We start from the raw sequence: 17,007 nt of genomic DNA, 5'->3' as shown, positions 1-17,007 counted from the left end.
ATGAATCACCATTGTCGACCAAAGCGGCAGGACGAGCCTTGACCCATCCCACTGCCGATGCCGGCTTCGGCGTCTATCTGCACTGGCCGTTCTGCGCCTCAAAGTGCCCCTATTGCGACTTCAACAGCCATGTGCGGCATACGCCGGTCGACGAGCCGCGCTTCATCGCGGCCTTCGAGCGCGAGATCGCCCACAATGCCGCGCTGACCGGCCCGCGCGAGGTGACGAGCATCTTCTTCGGCGGCGGCACGCCCTCGCTGATGCGGCCGGCGACGGTCGGGGCCATCCTCGAGGCGGTGGCGAAGCATTGGTCGATCGCGCCCGGCGCCGAGATCTCGCTGGAAGCGAACCCGACGAGCGTCGAGGCCGAGCGCTTCCGCGGCTATCGCGCCGCCGGCATCAACCGGGTGTCGCTCGGCGTGCAGGCGCTCAACGATGCGGACCTGCGCCGCCTCGGGCGCATGCACACCGCGGCCGAGGCGCTCGCCGCCGTGCGCATCGCGGCCGATACGTTCGAGCGCTATTCCTACGACCTCATCTATGCCCGCCCGCACCAGACGCCGGCCGAATGGGCGGCTGAGCTCGAGGAGGCGATCGGCTATGCCGTCGAGCACCTGTCGCTCTACCAGCTCACCATCGAGCCGGGCACCTGGTTCGAGCGGCTGTTCGCCGCCGGCAAGCTGAGCGTGCCGGACGGCGAGACGGCGCGCGCGCTCTACGACGTGACGCAGGAGGTCTGCGCCCGGCGCGGCCTGCCGGTCTACGAGATCTCCAACCACGCCCGTCCGGGGGCGGAGTGCCGGCACAACCTCGTCTACTGGCGCTACGGCGAATATGCCGGCATCGGGCCGGGGGCGCACGGGCGCCTCGTGACGGACAAAGGGCGGCTTGCGACCGCGACCATCCGTGGGCCGGAGGACTGGCTCGCCGCGGTGGAGCGCGAGGGCCACGGCATCGAGAACCGCGAGACGCTTTCGGCAGAGGCGCAGGGGGACGAATTCCTGCTGATGGGCCTGCGCCTCGTCGAGGGCATCGATCCGGCGCGCTTTGCCGCGCTCGCCGGCCGGCCGCTCGATGCGGGCCGGCTCGATTCGCTGATCGCCGACGGGCTCATCGCGCGCGATGCGGCGGGCCGGCTGCGCGTGACGGAGGCGGGCTTTCCCGTTCTCGACGCGCTGGTGGCCGACCTCGCGGCCTGAGGATCAGCCGCCGGCGCCGAGCTGGCGGGGCGCCGGGGAGACCGAGGCAGCCGTCCCGTTGCGGATCTCGAGCACGGCGAGGCCGCGCTCGTTGGTGCCGTTCGGGTTGAAGCGGAAGACGCCGTCCGCCCCGGCGAAGCCGGAGGCATTGGTCAGCACCGGCTCGCTGAAGCGCTGCTGACCCTGCGTGCGCACGAGCGCGGCGGCGAGCGAGACGGCGTCATAGCCGAGCGTGGCGATGCGCGTCGGGTCGCTGCCGTATTTGGCGCGGTAGCGCTGGGCGAAGGCATTGAAGCCGGCCGTCTCGGGCGCGGCGAACCAGCCGCCCTGCAGGCCGGCCTGGGAGAAGACGCGCGCCTCGTTCCACACGCCGGTGCCGAGCATGCGCACCTTCTGCGGGTCGACGCCGGCCCCCTGCAGCGCCTGGGCGACGGCGATGAGCGAATCGCCGCTGTCCGGGATGAAGACGGCATTGACCTGCGGCGAGGCGCCGCCCGCGACGGCGGCGATCTTCGCGGCCTGGGCCGCGGCATTGGCGCGGTCGAAGGTCTCCATGGCGACGATGCGCCCGCCGTTGCGGGCCACTGCGGTCTGGAAGGCGGCCTGTGCGACGCGGCCATAGGCCGTGTTGGGGATGAGCGCGGCGAAGGACCGCTGCCCCTGGCGCGCGGCATAGGCGACGACGCGCTCCACCTCCGATTCGGGCATGAAGCTCAGGAGATAGACGCCCGGCGCGGCGGCGCCCGCATCCGTCGAGAAGGCGATGACCGGCCGGCCGGCGCCGCGGGCGACCTGGCCGGCGGCGCGCACGGCATCGGCGAAGAGCGGCCCGAGGATGAGCTCGGCGCCCTCCGAGATGGCCGACTGGGCCGCGGCGCGTGCTCCGTCGGCCGTGCCGCGGTCGTCCTTGACGAGGATCTGGATGTCCGGCTGGCTGAACTCGCTCATGGCGAGCTCGGCGGCGTTGCGCAGGGAGACGGCGGCGGCCCCGGCCTGGCCGCCGGCCGACAGGGGCAGGAGCAGCGCCACCTTGACGTTGCCGGTGCCGATGGTGGTGCCCGGCACGCTGGGCGCCGCGGGCTCGGTTCCAGCGCCGTCCGTGCCCGTCATGTTCGACAGGCCGCCGCTGCACGAGGCGACGAGCGCGCCCGTCGCCAGGACGAGGGCTGCCTGCTTGAGGCGACGCCAGAGCGAGGGGGTCGCGTCCGGGCGGGCAAGATTGCGGGCAAGGAAGCGCGTCACGGCAGACTCCTGAACACCTCTCGGCTGGGGTGCGGCCGGCAGCGGGCCGAATGAGCCGGCATTCTTCGCAAGTCGCGCAAGGATCGCAACCAAAAGTAAACGCTCCCCTTCCGGCCGCCGGCGCGCATGATCTGCCCAGAGCGAGGCGGCGTCTGCTATGGAAGGCGAAAGGCGCGTGGCAAAATTCTCGTGAACAGGGGCGCGACATGCCACGGTCGCGGCGGCAGGGACGGTCATGACGAGCAGAATCAGGGACATCGCGGGGCGGGATGCAGCAGGCCGGGGCGACGCGACCGGGCGGCCCGTGGCGCGCTTCACCGCCTTCGGCCTCGCGGCCGAGGCCGAGCCGCTCGCGCCGGGGCTGCATCTCGTCGCGACGCCCATCGGCAACCTGAAGGACATCTCCTTCCGGGCGCTCGGCACGCTCGCGGCGGCCGACGCGATCCTCGCCGAGGACACGCGGGTGACGAAGACGCTGCTCGCCCATTACGGCATCACGACGCCGCTCCTCGCCTATCACGAGCACAATGCGGCGCAGATGCGTCCGCGCGTCCTCGCCCGGCTGAAGGCCGGCGAAGCGCTCGCGCTCGTGTCCGATGCCGGCACGCCGCTCGTGTCGGATCCCGGCTACAAGCTGGTCGAGGCGGTGCTGGCCGAGGGCATCTCCGTCACCACCGTGCCCGGCCCCTCGGCCGTGCTGACGGCGCTCGTCGTCTCGGGCCTGCCGACGGACCGCTTCTTCTTCGAGGGTTTCCTGCCGGCCAAGAGCGCCGCGCGGCGCGCGCGGCTGGCCGAGATCGGCGCCATTCCCGGCACGCTGGTGTTCTTCGAATCGCCCCGGCGCCTCGCCGAGATGCTGGCTGACGCGGCGGCGGTGCTCGGCGAGCGGCCGGCGGCGGTGGCGCGCGAGCTGACCAAGCTCTACGAGACGGTGCGGCGCGGCTCCCTTGCCGCGCTCGCGGCCGAATACGGAGCCGAGGCGCCGCCGAAGGGCGAGATCGTGGTCCTGATCGGGCCCCAGCCGGTCGATGCGGAGCGCCACAGCGAGGCCGACGTCGAGCACATGCTCAAGGAGGCGCTCTCGGGCCATTCGCTCAAGGACGCGGTGGCCCTCGTCGCCGGCGCCACGGGCCTGCCCAAGCGCGAGGTCTACCAGCGCGCGCTCCGGCTCGGCGAGGCGGACACGTGAGCGCGGCGGCCCGCGATCGCCAGCCGAGCCGACAGGCCCGCGCGCAGCGGGCCGGGCTGCGTGCCGAGGCGCTGGCCGCGCTCGTCCTCACCCTCAAGGGCTACCGCATCGTCGCCCGGCGCTATGCCGCCGCCGGCGGCGAGATCGACCTCATCGCCCGCCGCGGCGACACCGTCGCCTTCGTCGAGGTCAAGGCCCGCGCCCGGCTCGACGATGCGCGCGGGGCCATCTCGGCGCAGAAGGCGGCGCGCATGGCCCGCTGCGTGCGGCACTGGCTGGCGCGCAATCCCTGGGCGGCGGGGCTGACGCTGCGCTGCGACGCCGTCTTCCTCGCCCCGCGCAGCCTGCCGCGGCACGTGCCGGCGGTCCTGTCCCTCGCCATCGATTGAAGGGACGCCTCGCGCGGGCGCTTGCCTTCGGCCGCGCCCTCGCGCATGGATCGGGGCCACGCCATATAGGGATGGTTTGGAGAAAGGACACCGACCATGGGCCTCACCGTTGCCGTGCAGATGGACCCTATCGAGCGCATCAACATCGCCGGCGACACGACGTTTGCCCTGATGCTCGAGGCGCAGGCGCGCGGGCACGACCTGCTCTACTACACGCCCGACACCCTCTCGATGCGTGACGGGATGATCACCGCGAAGGCCTATCCCGTGCGCGTGCGCGACGTCGCCGGGGAACATGCGAGCCTCGGCGAGCCGGAGCGCATCGACCTCTCGCGCATCGACGTCATCCTCCTCCGGCAGGATCCGCCGTTCGACCTCGCCTATATCACGACGACGCACATGCTGGAGCGCCTGCATCCCAGGACGCTGGTGATCAACGATCCCGCCCATGTGCGCAACGCGCCGGAGAAGCTCTTCGTCACCGAATTCCCGCACCTGATGCCGCCGACGCTGATCACGCGCGACAGGGACGACATCGAGGCCTTCCGCCGCGAGATGGGCGAGATCGTCATGAAGCCGCTCTACGGCCACGGCGGGGCGGCCGTGCTGCGCGTGACGCGCGAGGACCCGAATTTCGGCTCGCTCTACGACCTCTTCGCCGCGACCTTCCGCGAGCCGTGGGTCATCCAGCGCTTCCTGCCGCAGGTGAAGGAGGGCGACAAGCGCATCATCCTCGTGGACGGCGAAGCGGCCGGCGCCGTCAACCGCGTGCCGGCGGAGAACGACATCCGCTCCAACATGGTGCGTGGCGGGGCGGCGAAGCCGACCGATCTCACGGCGCGCGAGCGCGAGATCTGCGAGACGATCGGCCCGGCCCTCAGGGAGCGGGGCCTCGTGCTCGTCGGCATCGACGTGATCGACGGGCTGCTCACCGAGATCAACGTCACGTCACCCACCGGCATCCGCGCCATCAAGCGCCTCGGCGGACCCGACCTCGCCGTCTCCGTGTGGGACGCGATCGAGCGGCGGCGGAGCGCCTGAGGCCTGTCGTCCGATGCTCAGGCCCGCTGCAGGCGGGTCTCCAGGGCGGGGCCCTTGGCCAATGTCTGGTAGACGACGCAATAGCGCTCGGTCAGCTTCATCAGCTGGTCGAGCTTGTCCTGCGGCGCATCGGTATCGACCGTGAAGGACAGGCGGATGGCCCGGAAGCCGACCGGCGCCTCCTTGTCGACGCCGAGCGTGCCGCGGAAATCGAGGTCGCCCTCGGCCTCCACCGTGCCGGAGCGCAGCGGGATCTCGAGCGCCGTCGCGACGGCCTTCAGCGTCACGCCGGCGCAGGCCACCAGGGCCTCCAGCAGCATGTCGCCCGAACACAGCTCGAGCCCCGTGCCGCCCGTCGCCGGGTGGAGGCCCGCCACCGCGAGGGCGCGGCCGGTCTCGACCTTGCAGGCGATATTCGCCTCGTCGAGGGCGCCGCGCGCCTTGAGCGTGACGAGCGCGGCTTCGGCGTTTTCGCGATAGGCGTTCTTGAGCGGCGCCTGGAGGGCGCGGAGGGACTGGGCGTCCATGGGGTGTCCTCGGGTGTCCTCTGGCCGGTCATAGGGCGCTGCCGTGGCTGCCGGCCTGCGTGGGGTCAGCCCCTCGTGTGCGCCGCGCGGCGGCGGGCGTCAAGGCGGCTCGCAGGCCATGCCCTTTGGCGCGGCCTGTGCTATGTGCGCGGGCGACGATGCGGGGAGCCATTGGGCATGGATCGCAGAACGGGGCCGATCTACGGGCCGGACGACATCGCGGCCGAGGTCGCGGCGCTGGAGGCGCGCCACGGCCGTGACCGCGATGAGCTGCGGCGCGAGCTCATCGCCTGCCTTTCGGCCGGGCTCGTCAAGGGACGGGCGGCGGTGGAGGAGAAGCTCCTCGCCGAGCAGGACGGGCTCGCCTGCGCCCGCCGGCTCTGCGCGCTCATGGACGGCGTCGTGCGGGCCGTCTACGGCGTCGTGGTGCGCCATTTCTACCGGGTGGACAATCCCTCGACCGGCGAGCGCCTCGCCGTCGTCGCCACCGGCGGCTACGGCCGCGGCACGATGGCGCCGGGCTCGGACGTCGATCTCCTCTTCCTCCTGCCCTACAAGCAGACCGCCTGGAGCGAGAGCGTCGTCGAGGCGATGCTCTACATCCTGTGGGACCTCAAGCTGAAGGTGGGCCACGCCACGCGCTCGGTGGACGATTGCCTGCGCGAGGCGCGGGCGGACATGACGATCCGCACCGCGCTGCTCGAGACGCGCTACCTCACCGGCGAGAAGGCGCTCTACGAGGACTTCCTCACGCGGTTCGACGCCGAGATCGTCGAGGGCACGGCCCAGGCCTTCGTCGAGGCCAAGCTCGCCGAGCGCGACGCGCGCATCTCCCAGCGCGGCGCCTCGCGTTATCTCGTTGAGCCCAACGTCAAGGAGGGCAAGGGGGGCCTGCGCGACCTCAACACCTTGTTCTGGATCGCCAAATACGTCTATCGCGTGCGCGACCAGCGCCAGCTGGTCAAGGCGGGGCTGTTCACCCAGGCCGAATACAAGCTGTTCCACCGCTGCGAGGAATTCCTCTGGCGGGTGCGCTGCCACATGCATTTCGCCACCGGCCGGGCGGAGGAGCGCCTGTCCTTCGACCTGCAGCGCCTCATCGCCGCGCGCATCGGCTACGGCGCCCACGGCGGGCTCTCGGCGGTCGAGCGCTTCATGAAGCGCTATTTCCTCGTCGCCAAGGACGTGGGCGACCTGACGGCGATCGTCTGCGCGGCCCTCGAGGCGCGGCAGGAGAAGCCGCGCGCCATGCTCGACCGCTTCGTGCGCCGCCTGCGCGGATCCCGGCGCAGCGCCCTCGAGGTGGCGGGCTTCGCCATCGAGAACAACCGCATCACCGTGGTCGACGAGGAGGTGTTCCTGCGCGATCCGGTCAACCTCATCCGCCTGTTCTGGCTGGCCGACCGGCACAACCGCGCCATCCACCCCGACGCGAGCCGCCTCGCCACCCGCTCGCTCAAGCTCATCGACCGGGCGGTGCGCGAGGACCAGGAGGCGAACCGTCTCTTCCTCGACATCCTGACCTCGCGCAACGCCCCGGAGGTCGTGCTGAGGCGCATGAACGAGGTCGGCGTGCTCGGCCGCTTCGTGCCGGATTTCGGCCGCATCGTCGCGATGATGCAGTTCAACATGTACCACCACTACACGGTGGACGAGCACCTGCTGCGCTCCGTCGGCGTCCTCGCCGAGATCGAGGCCGGGCGGCTCGAGGCGGAGCATCCGCTCGCCAACAGCATCATCGGCGGCATCCGGCACCGGCGCGTGCTCTATGTGGCGCTCTTCCTGCACGACATCGCCAAGGGGCGGGACGAGGACCATTCCATCGCCGGGGCGCGCGTCGCCCGCCGGCTCGGCAAGCGCTTCGGCCTCGACGAGGGCGAGATCGACACCCTCGCCTGGCTCGTCGAGAACCATCTTGTCATGTCCACGGTCGCCCAGAGCCGCGACCTCGCCGACCCGCGCACCATCGCCGATTTCGCCGCCCTCGTGCAGACGATGGAACGGCTCAAGCTGCTCCTCATCCTTACCGTCTGCGACATCAAGGCGGTGGGGCCGGGGGTGTGGAACGGGTGGAAGGGCGAGCTGCTGCGCACGCTCTATTACGAGACGGAGCTCGTGCTGTCCGGCGGCCACTCGGGCGTGGGGCAGGCGGAGCGCGTCCGGCGCGCCCAGGCCGCCCTGCGCGAGGCCCTGCCGGACTGGACGGACGCGGCCTTCGAGGCCTATGCCGGACGGCACTATCCCGCCTACTGGCTCAAGGTGGAGCTGCCGCGCCGCATGAAGCACGCCCGCTTCCTCGCGGCAGCCGAAGCGCGCGGCGACACGACGGCGACGGCGGTGGAGACGGACGGCTTCCGCGGCGTGACGGAACTGACCGTGCTCGCCCCGGACCATCCGCGCCTTCTCGCCATCGTCACCGGCGCCTGCGCCTCGGCCGGCGGCAACATCGTCGATGCGCAGATCTTCACGACCACCGACGGGCTGGCGCTCGACACCATCTTCGTCTCGCGCGCCTTCGTCGAGGACGAGGACGAACTGCGCCGGGGCGAGCGCATCGCCCGCGCCATCGAGCGGGCGCTGAAGAGCGAGGTGCGCATCGCCGATCTCGTCGATTCGAAGCGGCCCTCGTCGGCGCGCGAGCGCATGCGCGCCTTCCACGTGCCGCCGGAGGTGGCGCTCGACAACAAGCTGTCGCAGCGCCACACGGTCATCGAGGTCTCGTGCCTCGACCGGCCGGGGCTGCTCTACGACCTCACGACGGCGCTCGGCAAGCTCAACCTGAACATCGGCTCCGCCCATATCGCCACCTTCGGCGAGAAGGCGGTGGACGTGTTCTACGTGACGGATCTCACCGGGGCCAAGATCGTCAGCGGCAGCCGCCAGGCGGCCATCAGGCGCGCACTGATGGAGGCGCTGCGCAAGGAGGAGGACGGCCATCCGCCCGGGCGCGGCGAAGCGGCGCGCGCGAAGGCAAGTCCTTGATTTTTCCGCCACGAGGGCTGATATCGGCCTCAATATCGTTCAAGCCAGCAACGGAACAGCATGACCCAGAAGCCGACCCGACCCGAGCCGGTCGACGAGACCCTTGCCGCGGCCGATGCTCCTGAGAATGCGGCGCCGGAGGCGGAGCAGGCCGCGAGCGAGGCGCTCGAGGCCCTCGTCAGCGAGCGCGACGACCTCAAGGACAAGCTGCTGCGCACCCTCGCCGAGATGGAGAACCTGCGCCGGCGTACCGAGCGCGAGGTGGCGGACGCGCGCGCCTATGGCATGACCAGCTTCGCCCGCGACATGCTGACGGTCGCCGACAACATCCAGCGCGCGCTCGAGAGCGTGCCGCCGGAGGTGCGCGGCAGCGAAGCCGCCAAGCCCTTCGTGGAAGGCGTGGAGCTGACCGAGCGCGACCTCCTCAAGACGCTCGAGCGGCACGGCGTGCGGAAGCTCTCCCCTCAGGGCGAGCGCTTCGATCCCAACCTGCATCAGGCGATGTTCGAGGTGCCGGACCCGAGCGTGCCGAACGGCACCGTGGTCCAAGTGGTGCAGGCCGGCTTCGTCATCGGCGAGCGCGTGCTGCGGCCTGCTCTCGTGGGCGTCTCCAAGGGCGGCCCGAAGCCCGGCAACGGCGACAACGGCGCCGGCGAGACGAAGCTCCAGTAAATCGCGACATCCGGCGCCCGGCCCAGCGGGCGCCGCTTCTTCCACCGGTCTGGCCGCCTCCGACGGCGGGGGCTAGTCTGCTCGCCCCTTGCGGGACGCTGCGGCGCGAGCGGGAGGAGACGATGCACGGCACCTTCGTATGGAACGAGCTGGCCACGGACGACGTCGAGGCGGCCAAGGCCTTCTATGCCGAGACGCTCGGCTGGAGCTTCGAGCCCTTCGCCATTCCTGACGGCGATTATTTCGTCGCCAAGGTCGGCGAGACCTTCGCCGGCGGCGTGACGGGCCTTGCCTGCGGCGCCCTGCCGGAAGCCCGCGAGCCCTACTGGTTCTCCTTCATCAGCGTGGCCGACGTCGATGCCGCGATCGCACGGGCCCTCGCCCTCGGCGGCAGCATCGTGCGCGCGGCGGTCGACGTCCCCAATGTCGGGCGCGTCGCCATCGTGCGCGATCCGCAGGGGGCGCCGATCGGCTGGATGACGCCTGTCGGCTGAGCCTTACGAGCCGACCGACAGACCGGCGGCGATGGTGCGGGCGCGCCGCTCGAGGTCGCCGCGCTGGTTCTCGCGCGCCATGACGACGAGGCGGAGGTAGTTGGAGCGCTCGAACCGGACGATCTGCATCAGGAACAGGCGCTGCTTGGTGCGCACGTCGTCGGCGGTGGCGACGATCTCGTGCATCGGCACGCCGTTCTCGTCCTTACCCTCGATGCGCTGGATGGCGAGATTGGCGATGCCGGGCAGCGTGGAGAAGGCCTGCTTGGCGAAACGGTCCTGCTCCAGCGTGCCGGGAATGGCCGCTTCGCCCGAGGAGACGATGATGAGCGGCTGCTCGGCCTCGCGCACCACGTCCTTGGGGCCCTGCGTCATCAGCACGCTGTTGCCGGTGGCGACGCGCACGATGCGGAAGCCGGCGAGTTCGCCCATGCGGAAGGGCAGGGAGGCGAGCTGCTCGTCGACGCCCGGGGGCGCGCGGAAGGCGATCGTCTTCAGGCTCTTCTCGACCGTCGCGCTGTCGTAGCCGGCGGTCGTGGCCGGTGCCTGCACCGTCACGAGGGCGGTGGTCTTGCCGTTGGTCGCCACCAGGATCCACTTGTCGAATACGGCGGCGCCCTGCTTCTGCGTGCCCTCGACGAGGAAGGCCTTGACGTCCTTGCCGAGCGCGAAGGGCGCGCGCTTGCGCACCGTGACGCCCTGGCCCTTGAGCGCCTCGGCATTGAAGCCCTTCTCGATGTCGGCATAGGCCTCGGCCGGCATCTCGACGATGATGATGCTGGCGCCCGCGCTCTCGTCGACATAGCCAGAGAACTGGCCGGCGGGCGTCATGGACGGGGGCGGCTCGAGGCCGATGCTGAGGCCCGGAAGGAAGGGCGGCTCGGCGGCGCGCACGGCTGGCACGGCGCTCAGGCCCGCGACCACCACCAGGGCCATCATGACAAGACGCGGCAGCAGGGATGCCATACGCTCGTTCTCCTTGCGGGGGGCAGCGTGGCGGTGCCGCCGTCCGATGATGGTTCGTCAGGGCCGCGTGACGCGGCGCAGGGTCAGATTGATCCGGCCCGGCTCGCGGAGCAAGGTCGAAGTGCCCGGAATGATCCTGTCGATGCCGTGAAAGGCGAGCCGCGCCGGCCCGCCGAAGAGCAAGGCGTCGCCCGAGGCGAGGCGCAGCGAGACCGTGGGATCGCGCCGGCCGGTGCCGCCGATGCGGAACAGGGCGGTGTCGCCGAGCGACAAGGAGAGGACGGGCGCGTCGAAATCCTCCTCGTCCCTGTCCTGGTGCAGGCCCATGCGCGTGCCGGGGCCGTAGAAGTTGACGAGGCACGCCTCCGGCGGATGCGGATAGCCGGCGAGCGCCTGCCAGGCCTCCATGAGGGCGGCGGGGATCCGAGGCCACGGCCGGCCGGTCTCGGGGTGGGTCGGCTGGTAGCGGTAGCCGGTCTCGTCCGAGACCCAGCCGAGCGGGCCGCAATTCGTCATGCGCACCGAGAAGGGCTTGCCGGTGCGCGGCATGCGCGGGGTGTAGAACGGCGCCTCGCGCGCCATCTCACGCAGGGCGGCGGCCAGCGCCTCCTGCGCCGGACGGTCGAGATAGCCGGGCCAGTGCAGGACGCCCGGCCTCAGTTCCAGCGGCTGTGTCATCGCTCTCGCGGCCGGGCCTCAGCCCTTGAGCACGTCCTTCGATTCCACCGTCGTGTCCGCCTTGAGGCGATAGACGAGCGGCTCGCCCGTGGCGAGCTCCATCGTCGGGATCGTCTCGGGCGTCAGCCGGTCGAGCACCATCACGAGGGCGCGCAGGCTGTTGCCGTGGGCGGCGACGAGCACCTTCTCGCCGCGCATCACGCGCGGCAGGATCTCGCCGATGTAATAGGGCAGCACGCGGGCGGCCGTGTCCTTCAGGCTCTCGCCGCCGGGCGGCGGCACGTCGTAGGAGCGGCGCCAGACGTGCACCTGCTCCTCGCCCCAGCGCTTGCGCGCATCGTCCTTGTTGAGGCCCGACAGCTCGCCGTAGTCGCGCTCGTTGAGCGCCTGGTCGCGGATGGTCTCGAGGCTTTCCTGGCCGAGTTCCTTCAGGATGAGGTCGCAGGTGTGCTGCGCGCGGCTCAGGTCCGAGGTGAAGGCGATGTCGAAGGTAAGGCCGAGCGCCTTGAGGAGCTTGCCGGCGGCCTTCGCCTCGGCCACGCCCTGCTCGGTGAGGCCCGGGTCCTTCCAGCCGGTGAAGAGGTTTTTCAGGTTCCAGTCGCTCTGGCCGTGGCGGACGAGGACGAGAAGGCGCTCCATGGGGATCTCCGGATCGGGTTGGGCTTACAGCGCGGCGATGCCGAGCACGTCGGTCATGGTGTAGAGGCCGGGCGGGCGCTCGCGCGCCCACAGCGCTGCGCGCATCGCGCCGCGGGCGAAGAGCGCCCGGTCGTCGGCCTTGTGGGTGAGCTCGATGCGCTCGCCGTCGCCGGCGAAGACCACGGTGTGCTCGCCGATGACGGAGCCGCCCCGCAGGGTGGCGAAGCCGATGTCGCCGGCCCGGCGCGCGCCGGTGTGGCCGTCGCGCACCCGCACGGCATGCTCGCGCAGGCCGACCGCGCGGCCCTCCGCGGCGGCCTCGCCGAGCATGAGGGCCGTGCCGGAGGGGGCGTCCACCTTCATGCGGTGGTGCATCTCCAGCACCTCGATGTCGAATTCCGGCCCGAGCGTCGCCGCGACGCGGCGCACCAGCGCCGTCAGCAGGTTGACGCCGAGGCTCATGTTGCCGGACTGGACGATCCGCGTCGTGCGTCCCGCCTCGGCAAGCACGGCAAGGTCAGCATCGGCCAGGCCGGTCGTGCCGACGACATGGACAATGCCGGCCCCGGCCGCGGCGCGAGCGAAGGTGACCGTCGCGGCGGGGGCGGTGAAGTCGATGACGCCGTCGGCCTCGGCGAAGGCGGACGCGACGTCGCTCGTCACCGGGATGCCGAGGCTGCCGGTGCCGGCGAGATCGCCCGCGTCCTTGCCGAGGAAGGGCGAGCCCTCGCGCTCGACGGCGGCGGCAAGCGTTGTGCCGGGTGTCTCGTGCACGGTTTTGACGAGCATGCGCCCCATGCGTCCGGCTGCTCCGACGACGACGAGTCGCATGTCCGCCATGGTGTCTCTCCCGCGCTGGCCGGCGCCGCTGCGCCCGGCCGTGGCCGGTGGTATAGCGGCGCGGGGGGCTTGCGCCAAGACCGCGCCTGCAAAGACCGCGCCTGCACGGCGATCAGGCGAGCGCCAGCACCATGGCGGCGCGGCGGGCGGGATCATGGCCGTGCCGCGCCTCCTCGGCCAATTGCTCGCGCAGGAAGGGCGGCTGCTCCTCCGGCGCCATCTCGCGAAAGCCGAGCGAGGCGTAATAGCGCCCGTTCCAGGCAATGTCGCGATAGGTGGTCAGTGTGACCCGGGCAAAACCCTGCCGGCGCGCCTCGGCGCAGACGGCGGCGATGAGCGCGCGGCCGAGGCCGCGCCCCTGGTGCGGCAGGGCAACCGAGATCTCGCCGATATGGACCATGCCGCCGCACGACCGGGCGAAGAGGAAGGCGACGGGCACGTCGTCCGCGCCGGCCGCGACCCAGTGCCAGCCGAGGTGGCGCGCATGGCTTTCGACCGGAGCGGGCGGCTCGTCGGCGACCCAGGCAAGATCGCTCGCCCGGAAGCGTTCGCCGGCCGAGCGCTCGACGTCCGGCAGGCGGGCGAGGTCCGCCGCCTGCGTCGGCCTTATGCGGTAAGGGGCGGGCGCGCCGGGCTCACCCGTCGGACGGCTGCGGTCCGTCATAGCCCTCGATGATGATGATGTCGGCGATGGCATGGCCATCGCGCTTGGCCTTGGCGGCCTTGTACTCGGGCGAGTGCCAGCAGGCGACGGCGGCCTCCCGGTCCGGGAACTCGATGACGACATTGCGCTGGCGCGCGCCGCCTTCCACTGCCTCGAAGGCGCCGCCGCGCACGAGGAAGCGGGCCCCGTACTTGCGGAAGGCGTCGCCGTTGGCGGCGACATAGGCCTTGTAGGCCTCCGGGTCCTCGACGTCGACGCGGCCGATCCAATAGGCTTTTGCCATTCTCTCCTCCCTCAGGCGGTCAGGTTTGCGGAAATGTCGGCGACGATCGCCTCGGCCGCTGCGCGTGGATCGCTCGCGGCCGTCACCGGCCGGCCGACGACGAGGTGGTCGGCCCCGGCGCGGATCGCCTCGCCCGGCGTCATCACGCGCTTCTGGTCGCCGACGGCGCTGCCGGCCGGGCGCACGCCCGGCGTGACGAGCAGCATGGACGGGCCGAGGGCGGCACGCAGGGCGGCCGCCTCGTGCGGCGAGATGATGAGGCCGTCAATGCCGATGTCCTTCGCCTGATCGGCGCGGCGGCGCACGGTCGGCCCGACGCCCTCAGCATAGCCGGCGGCGATGAGATCGTCGTCGTCGTAGGAGGTCATCACGGTCACGGCGAGGAGCTTCAGACCCGTGCCGGCACGCCCGGCATGGGCGGCGCGCATCGTCTGCGGATAGCCGTGGACGGTGAGGAGATGCACGCCGAGCCGTGCCACCTGGGCCGTCGCACGCTCGACCGTGTTGGGGATGTCGTGCAGCTTGAGGTCGAGGAAGACCTTCTTGCCCGCCTTCACGAGCCGCTCGGCGACGGCGAGGCCGCCCCCACCGTAAACGAGCTCCATGCCGATCTTGTAGAAGCTGACGGCATCGCCGAGCCTGTCGACGAGCGCCAGGGCCTCGTCGGCGCTCGGCACGTCGAGCGCGGTGATCAGGCGATCGCGAGCGTTCGTCTGCATGGACGTATCCTTTACGGCTGGTCGAAGGGGCGCCAGCCGTGTAGCACCTTCCGCGGCCCGCTGTCGAAGGCGAATATCGGGAAGGCGAAGCGGTTGCCGCCGCCCGGCGCCTGGTCGAAGCGCCGTGCGATCGCCTCGCCCGCGAGGTGGCAGTAGAGCAGCGTGCCGACGCCGCCATGGCCGACGAAGCAGACATCGCGGCTGCCGTCCTCGCCCTTGAGCGCGCCTTCGACGGCGGCGACGATGCGCCGCTGGGCGTCGCGGGCCCGTTCCCAGCCGCGGATGCTCTCGTCCGGATGAGCGAAGAAGAGATCGGCCGTCGCCTCGAACTCCGGCGGCGGCAGGAAGCCGGTGGCCGAGCGGTCGTTCTCGTGCATGGCCTCGCGCACCTCGACGGCAAGGCCGAGGTGCTCGGCAAGGATCGTCGCCGTCTCGACGGCCTTGCGCTCGGTGGAGGAGACGATGCGGCCGATGCGGCGCGTCCAGGCAAGGCCGGCGGCCTCGCGCGTGCGCGCACGGCCGCGGTCGGAAAGGCCCCAGTCCGGCACGGGAACGGCGGGGTCGATCGCGACCTGAGGATGGGTCACGTAGAAGGCGGTCGACACGCTACGCCCGGCGGGCGCGATAGACCCATACGCGTGCCGGCGGCAGGTTCCACCACACGCGGTTGGAGGCGGTCGCCGAATAATGCGCCGCGTCCTTCGGGATGGGCGGCACGACCGCGTAGGTGAACTGGACGAAGGGCGCCCCGCTCCGCATCAGGTCGAAGGCGTCGTTCAGCAGCGCGAGCCGCATGGGCAGCGGCTTCGTGAACAGCGGCAGGCTTGAGACAACGGCGGCGGCGGGACGGGCGGCGCTACCGCCGAGGGTCTCCGCCAGGCCGTAAGCGTCGCCCTCGACGACGGTGGCCGCCGGGAAGCGGCGTCTGAGCAGCTTGCAGAAATCGGGATTGAACTCGACGAGGATGAGGCGCTCGGGCGCCACGCCGCGGCGGATGATCGCCTCGGTGACAGGCCCCGTGCCCGGGCCGAGCTCGATGACCGGGCCGTCGAGATGCGGGTCGACATAGCTTGCCATGGTGCGGGCAAGCATCCGCCCGGAGGGGCTCACCGCACCCGTGACGAGCGGGCGCTCGACCCAGGACTTGAGGAAGCGGGCTTCGTCTTCGAGCGGGGGCTTTTCCTCGCGGCGGCGCAGCTCAATCACGGATCCACACTTTCCGGTCTTTCGGGACGAACAATAGCTGAAACAGCCAGCCGGCGCGGTCAAGCCCCTTGCCGGTCAGGCATTGCCGCTGACGCCGCCGCCGAAGCCTTCGAAGAAGTCCTTGACGCGCGAGAAGAAGCCGGTGCTTTCCGGGTGCGTCTCACGCGAGGATTCTTCCTCGAACTCCATGAGCAGCTCGCGCTGGCGCTTGGTGAGCTTCTGCGGCGTCTCGACCACCACCTGGATGTAGAGATCGCCGAAATCGCGCGAGCGCAGCACCGGCATGCCCTTGCCCCTGAGGCGGAACTGCTTGCCGGTCTGGGTGCCCTCGGGCACCTTCACGCGGGCTTCGCCGCCGTCGACCGTCGGCACGTCGAATTCCCCGCCGAGCGCGGCGGTGACCATCGAGATCGGCACGCGGCAGAACAGGTCCGCCCCGTCGCGCTGGTAGATGGGATGCGGCTTCAGCGACAGGAAGATGTAGAGGTCGCCGCTCGGTCCGCCGCGCAGGCCCGCCTCGCCTTCGCCAGCGAGGCGGATGCGTGTGCCGTCCTCGACGCCGGGCGGGATGTTGACGGAGAGCGTGCGCTCGCGCGTGACGCGTCCGGCGCCCGAACAGTCGGCGCACGGGTCGTCGATGACCTCGCCGCGGCCGTGGCAGGCCGGGCAGGTGCGCTCGATGGCGAAGAAGCCCTGGGAGGCGCGTACGCGGCCGTAGCCGCCGCAGGTCGGGCATTGCCGCGGCTGCGAGCCGGGCTTGGCGCCCGAGCCGTCGCAGGCCTCGCAGACGATCGAGGTCGGCAGCGTGAGGGTCGCGGTCTTGCCCTTGTAGGCATCCTCGAGGGTGATCTCGAGGTTGTAGCGCATGTCGGCGCCGCGCTCGCGGCCACCGCCGCCATTGCCGCGGCCACGGGCGCCGGCGCGACCCATGAAATCGCCGAACAGGTCGTCGAAGATGTCCGCCATGGAGGAGGCGAAGTCGGCGCCGAAGCCGTGGGCGCCGTTCATGCCGCCGCCCTGCTCGAAAGCGGCATGGCCGAAGCGGTCGTAGGCCGCGCGCTTCTGCGGGTCCTTCAGCGCCTCGTAGGCCTCGTTGATTTCCTTGAAGCGCGCCTCGGCGGCATGGTCGCCGGGATTGCGGTCGGGGTGGTAGCGCATGGCGAGCTTGCGAAAGGCGCTCTTGAGCTCGCCGTCGGAAGCGCTGCGCTCAACGCCGAGTATTTCGTAATAATCCGCCTTGGCCATGCGACCTCGTCCTCGAAGATCGAACCGGGCCG

General features: G+C 71.1%; 19 protein-coding genes. 7 read left to right on the top strand and 12 right to left on the bottom strand.

Annotated features, from left to right (window positions below):
- Positions 1-38 precede the first annotated feature (38 nt).
- The gene (hemW, locus tag AL346_RS06715) at positions 39-1,199 is read left to right on the top strand and encodes a radical SAM family heme chaperone HemW (protein WP_019403840.1); all 1,161 of its coding nucleotides are present in this window, start codon (positions 39-41) and stop codon (positions 1,197-1,199) included.
- A gap of 3 nt (positions 1,200-1,202) precedes the next feature.
- Here the strand turns inward: hemW and AL346_RS06710 are convergent, their stop codons facing one another.
- A complete protein-coding gene (locus AL346_RS06710; RefSeq protein ID WP_019403841.1) occupies positions 1,203-2,441 on the bottom strand; it encodes a penicillin-binding protein activator in 1,239 nt (412 codons plus the stop codon).
- A gap of 235 nt (positions 2,442-2,676) precedes the next feature.
- Here AL346_RS06710 and rsmI point away from each other — a divergent pair, with 235 nt between their 5' ends.
- From rsmI to gshB, 3 genes are all read left to right on the top strand, one after another.
- A complete protein-coding gene (gene rsmI / locus AL346_RS06705; RefSeq protein WP_082312446.1) occupies positions 2,677-3,630 on the top strand; it encodes a 16S rRNA (cytidine(1402)-2'-O)-methyltransferase in 954 nt (317 codons plus the stop codon).
- Complete coding sequence (locus tag AL346_RS06700) at positions 3,627-4,019, top strand: YraN family protein (protein WP_019403843.1); 393 nt, start codon at positions 3,627-3,629, stop codon at positions 4,017-4,019. The genes rsmI and AL346_RS06700 overlap by 4 nt, the downstream gene beginning before the upstream one ends.
- A 96-nt stretch (positions 4,020-4,115) precedes the next feature.
- Entirely contained in the window at positions 4,116-5,060 is a 945-nt protein-coding gene (gene gshB, locus AL346_RS06695) for a glutathione synthase (protein WP_019403844.1), read from the top strand.
- A gap of 17 nt (positions 5,061-5,077) precedes the next feature.
- On the opposite strand, the gene AL346_RS06690 is transcribed toward gshB, so the two are convergent.
- Positions 5,078-5,587, bottom strand: coding sequence for an OsmC family protein (locus AL346_RS06690; RefSeq protein WP_019403845.1), 510 nt, complete (start codon positions 5,585-5,587; stop codon positions 5,078-5,080).
- 177 nt (positions 5,588-5,764) lie between these two features.
- Here AL346_RS06690 and AL346_RS06685 point away from each other — a divergent pair, with 177 nt between their 5' ends.
- The 3 genes from AL346_RS06685 (at position 5,765) to AL346_RS06675 (ending at position 9,735) form a co-directional block, all read left to right on the top strand.
- The gene (locus AL346_RS06685; RefSeq protein WP_019403846.1) at positions 5,765-8,569 is read left to right on the top strand and encodes a [protein-PII] uridylyltransferase; all 2,805 of its coding nucleotides are present in this window, start codon (positions 5,765-5,767) and stop codon (positions 8,567-8,569) included.
- A gap of 60 nt (positions 8,570-8,629) precedes the next feature.
- Positions 8,630-9,241: a nucleotide exchange factor GrpE gene (gene grpE, locus AL346_RS06680; protein ID WP_019403847.1), complete on the top strand. Its 612-nt coding sequence runs from the start codon at positions 8,630-8,632 to the stop codon at positions 9,239-9,241.
- A gap of 122 nt (positions 9,242-9,363) precedes the next feature.
- A complete protein-coding gene (locus tag AL346_RS06675; protein ID WP_019403848.1) occupies positions 9,364-9,735 on the top strand; it encodes a VOC family protein in 372 nt (123 codons plus the stop codon).
- A 3-nt stretch (positions 9,736-9,738) separates the two neighbouring features.
- Here AL346_RS06675 and AL346_RS06670 read toward each other — a convergent pair whose 3' ends face one another.
- The 10 genes from AL346_RS06670 to dnaJ form a co-directional block, all read right to left on the bottom strand.
- The gene (locus tag AL346_RS06670; protein WP_019403849.1) at positions 9,739-10,701 is read right to left on the bottom strand and encodes a hypothetical protein; all 963 of its coding nucleotides are present in this window, start codon (positions 10,699-10,701) and stop codon (positions 9,739-9,741) included.
- Between the two features lie 57 nt (positions 10,702-10,758).
- Complete coding sequence (locus AL346_RS06665) at positions 10,759-11,379, bottom strand: alpha-ketoglutarate-dependent dioxygenase AlkB (RefSeq protein ID WP_019403850.1); 621 nt, start codon at positions 11,377-11,379, stop codon at positions 10,759-10,761.
- An 18-nt stretch (positions 11,380-11,397) separates the two neighbouring features.
- Positions 11,398-12,018, bottom strand: a complete 621-nt coding sequence (locus AL346_RS06660; protein ID WP_019403851.1) for a 2,3-bisphosphoglycerate-dependent phosphoglycerate mutase — start codon at positions 12,016-12,018, stop codon at positions 11,398-11,400.
- A 24-nt stretch (positions 12,019-12,042) separates the two neighbouring features.
- On the bottom strand, positions 12,043-12,849 hold the full coding sequence (dapB, locus tag AL346_RS06655) for a 4-hydroxy-tetrahydrodipicolinate reductase (protein ID WP_026015422.1): 807 nt from the start codon (positions 12,847-12,849) through the stop codon (positions 12,043-12,045).
- 121 nt (positions 12,850-12,970) lie between these two features.
- Entirely contained in the window at positions 12,971-13,522 is a 552-nt protein-coding gene (locus AL346_RS06650) for a GNAT family N-acetyltransferase (RefSeq protein WP_019403853.1), read from the bottom strand.
- On the bottom strand, positions 13,494-13,805 hold the full coding sequence (locus tag AL346_RS06645) for a DUF1330 domain-containing protein (RefSeq protein ID WP_019403854.1): 312 nt from the start codon (positions 13,803-13,805) through the stop codon (positions 13,494-13,496). The genes AL346_RS06650 and AL346_RS06645 overlap by 29 nt, the downstream gene beginning before the upstream one ends.
- 11 nt (positions 13,806-13,816) lie before the next feature.
- A complete protein-coding gene (gene pyrF, locus AL346_RS06640; RefSeq protein WP_019403855.1) occupies positions 13,817-14,524 on the bottom strand; it encodes an orotidine-5'-phosphate decarboxylase in 708 nt (235 codons plus the stop codon).
- Between the two features lie 11 nt (positions 14,525-14,535).
- Positions 14,536-15,129 (bottom strand): histidine phosphatase family protein, encoded by a 594-nt coding sequence (locus AL346_RS06635; RefSeq protein WP_019403856.1) that lies wholly within the window; start codon positions 15,127-15,129, stop codon positions 14,536-14,538.
- Between the two features lies 1 nt (position 15,130).
- Positions 15,131-15,730, bottom strand: coding sequence for a class I SAM-dependent methyltransferase (locus AL346_RS06630; RefSeq protein WP_019403857.1), 600 nt, complete (start codon positions 15,728-15,730; stop codon positions 15,131-15,133).
- Between the two features lie 75 nt (positions 15,731-15,805).
- Complete coding sequence (gene dnaJ, locus AL346_RS06625) at positions 15,806-16,975, bottom strand: molecular chaperone DnaJ (protein WP_019403858.1); 1,170 nt, start codon at positions 16,973-16,975, stop codon at positions 15,806-15,808.
- Between the last annotated feature and the right edge of the window lie 32 nt (positions 16,976-17,007).

This window comes from Chelatococcus sp. CO-6 (genome assembly GCF_001271345.1).
In the GTDB taxonomy this organism is placed as follows: domain Bacteria; phylum Pseudomonadota; class Alphaproteobacteria; order Rhizobiales; family Beijerinckiaceae; genus Chelatococcus_A; species Chelatococcus_A caeni.
This window is presented reverse-complemented; position numbering and strand designations above follow the sequence as displayed.